A 410-nucleotide genomic window follows, 5' to 3' on the forward strand; every position below is an offset into this window, starting at 1 on the left:
ATATAACACAGTAGCCCAATTTTATAGAAATGACAGTAGCAAGTTTGATTCTGCCCATGAAGTAATGGCTTGTATCGAATTGTTAAGAAGTCAGATTAAAGTAAAAACACAACAAAGAATAGGGCGCAAACGAGTAGATTTTATTTTGCCAGACATGAAGGTTGTATTAGAGATTGATGGAGGGCACCATCGTTTTAGGATTGGTAAAGATTCAGAACGAGATGTGTTTATCCTTAATACTTTGAATAAATCTGAACACGGTTGGGAAATTATTAGAATACCAACTAGATTTATTGAACAAAATATTAGACGTCTTGTTCCTTCTATTAAAGCATTATATAAAGAACGTCAAGAACTAAGAAACAAACATAATGGGTTCATTCCGTCTTATTACTCAAGAACAAATAAGA

General features: G+C 32.7%; 1 protein-coding gene. It reads left to right on the plus strand.

Annotated features, from left to right (window positions below):
- On the plus strand, window positions 1-410 hold a 410-nt coding region (locus tag D7W81_RS41685), incomplete at both ends, for an endonuclease domain-containing protein (RefSeq protein ID WP_120560773.1).

This window comes from Corallococcus aberystwythensis (genome assembly GCF_003612165.1).
GTDB lineage: Bacteria > Myxococcota > Myxococcia > Myxococcales > Myxococcaceae > Corallococcus > Corallococcus aberystwythensis.